Raw genomic sequence first — 966 nt, 5'->3', positions numbered from 1 at the left:
GTGAGGAGGTGGTTTTTTCCCTCGCGTGGGGTTCTATTTCTTTTTTAGGGTGAAGAGACGACTCCAAACCTTCCGTTTTGGCTCCCTTCTCGATAGGTTGTTTATGATGATATGGTCTTCTGTAAGGAAAGTCGTTTGCATTTTCTACAAGACGTATATAACTTTGTAAAGCAGAACATAAAGGTTTAAAAGCCTTTTCAGCATTTTTGCGTGCACGGGTTTTTATACCAAGGATTTTTCTGCCTGCCATAGCATGGATAGATTTAGGAGATGTTGTTATTTTCTGTAAGATTTTACCTCCTGCCTCAGGATTTTTTAAAATCTCCTCCATTTCTTTATGCAGGACAGAGTGATCACCATAAAAAACTTTAGACCAATATAAGATGTCTTTTACATATGCTTTAAACAATAAATCTTGTTGCAATGGGATTATAGCTCTCTCTCTTTCGGTTGTGCAAGGGTTTCCTTCTTCTGGGGTATACGATGGGTATTTTATTTCTATTGATTTTTTCTTGGGTGATATGAATTTAACAAACTGCGTACGCGCACGCTTTTTTTTAGGAGATGCTGTTTGAGAAGATGCTGCGCTAACTGGCTTCATGTGTTCTAACGATTCTAAAGACATACAAGATGTAGAAGGGGGAGTGCTTTTTTTCATGGACATCTCCTTTTAAGTTTTTAATCATTTTTGTTTAGAAAAACTCTTTAGTGTATTTTTCACTTTGACAGTCCCCCATTTAAAGGGAGTACTCATTTTGATAATTTTAAAAGATATTCTGCTGTTTCCATTGATTATAATCATCAACATTTATATCTTTAATACAGGATACAGATTTTTATAAAATTTAATCAATAAGTTATAGCAATATCTTAGTGAGCTTTTGCTCCACCATTACACTCTCTTTTTGGTGCAAATTCTTCAAAACGATTTGCACCAAAAATCTGCTTAAAAACTAAATCTTATTT

Annotated in this window: 1 protein-coding gene; it reads right to left on the bottom strand. The window is 34.6% G+C overall.

The genetic code is table 11. The features are described 5' to 3' along the window. Positions 1–658: BID domain-containing T4SS effector (locus J7R07_RS07935; RefSeq protein ID WP_208436318.1), on the bottom strand; the 658-nt coding region annotated here is incomplete at its 3' end. Between the last annotated feature and the right edge of the window lie 308 nt (positions 659–966).

It is taken from the genome of Bartonella phoceensis, from assembly GCF_902825145.1.
GTDB classification, from domain to species: domain Bacteria; phylum Pseudomonadota; class Alphaproteobacteria; order Rhizobiales; family Rhizobiaceae; genus Bartonella; species Bartonella phoceensis.
The sequence above is the reverse complement of the archived record's forward strand: the minus strand, read 5'-3'. Positions and strand labels throughout refer to the sequence as shown.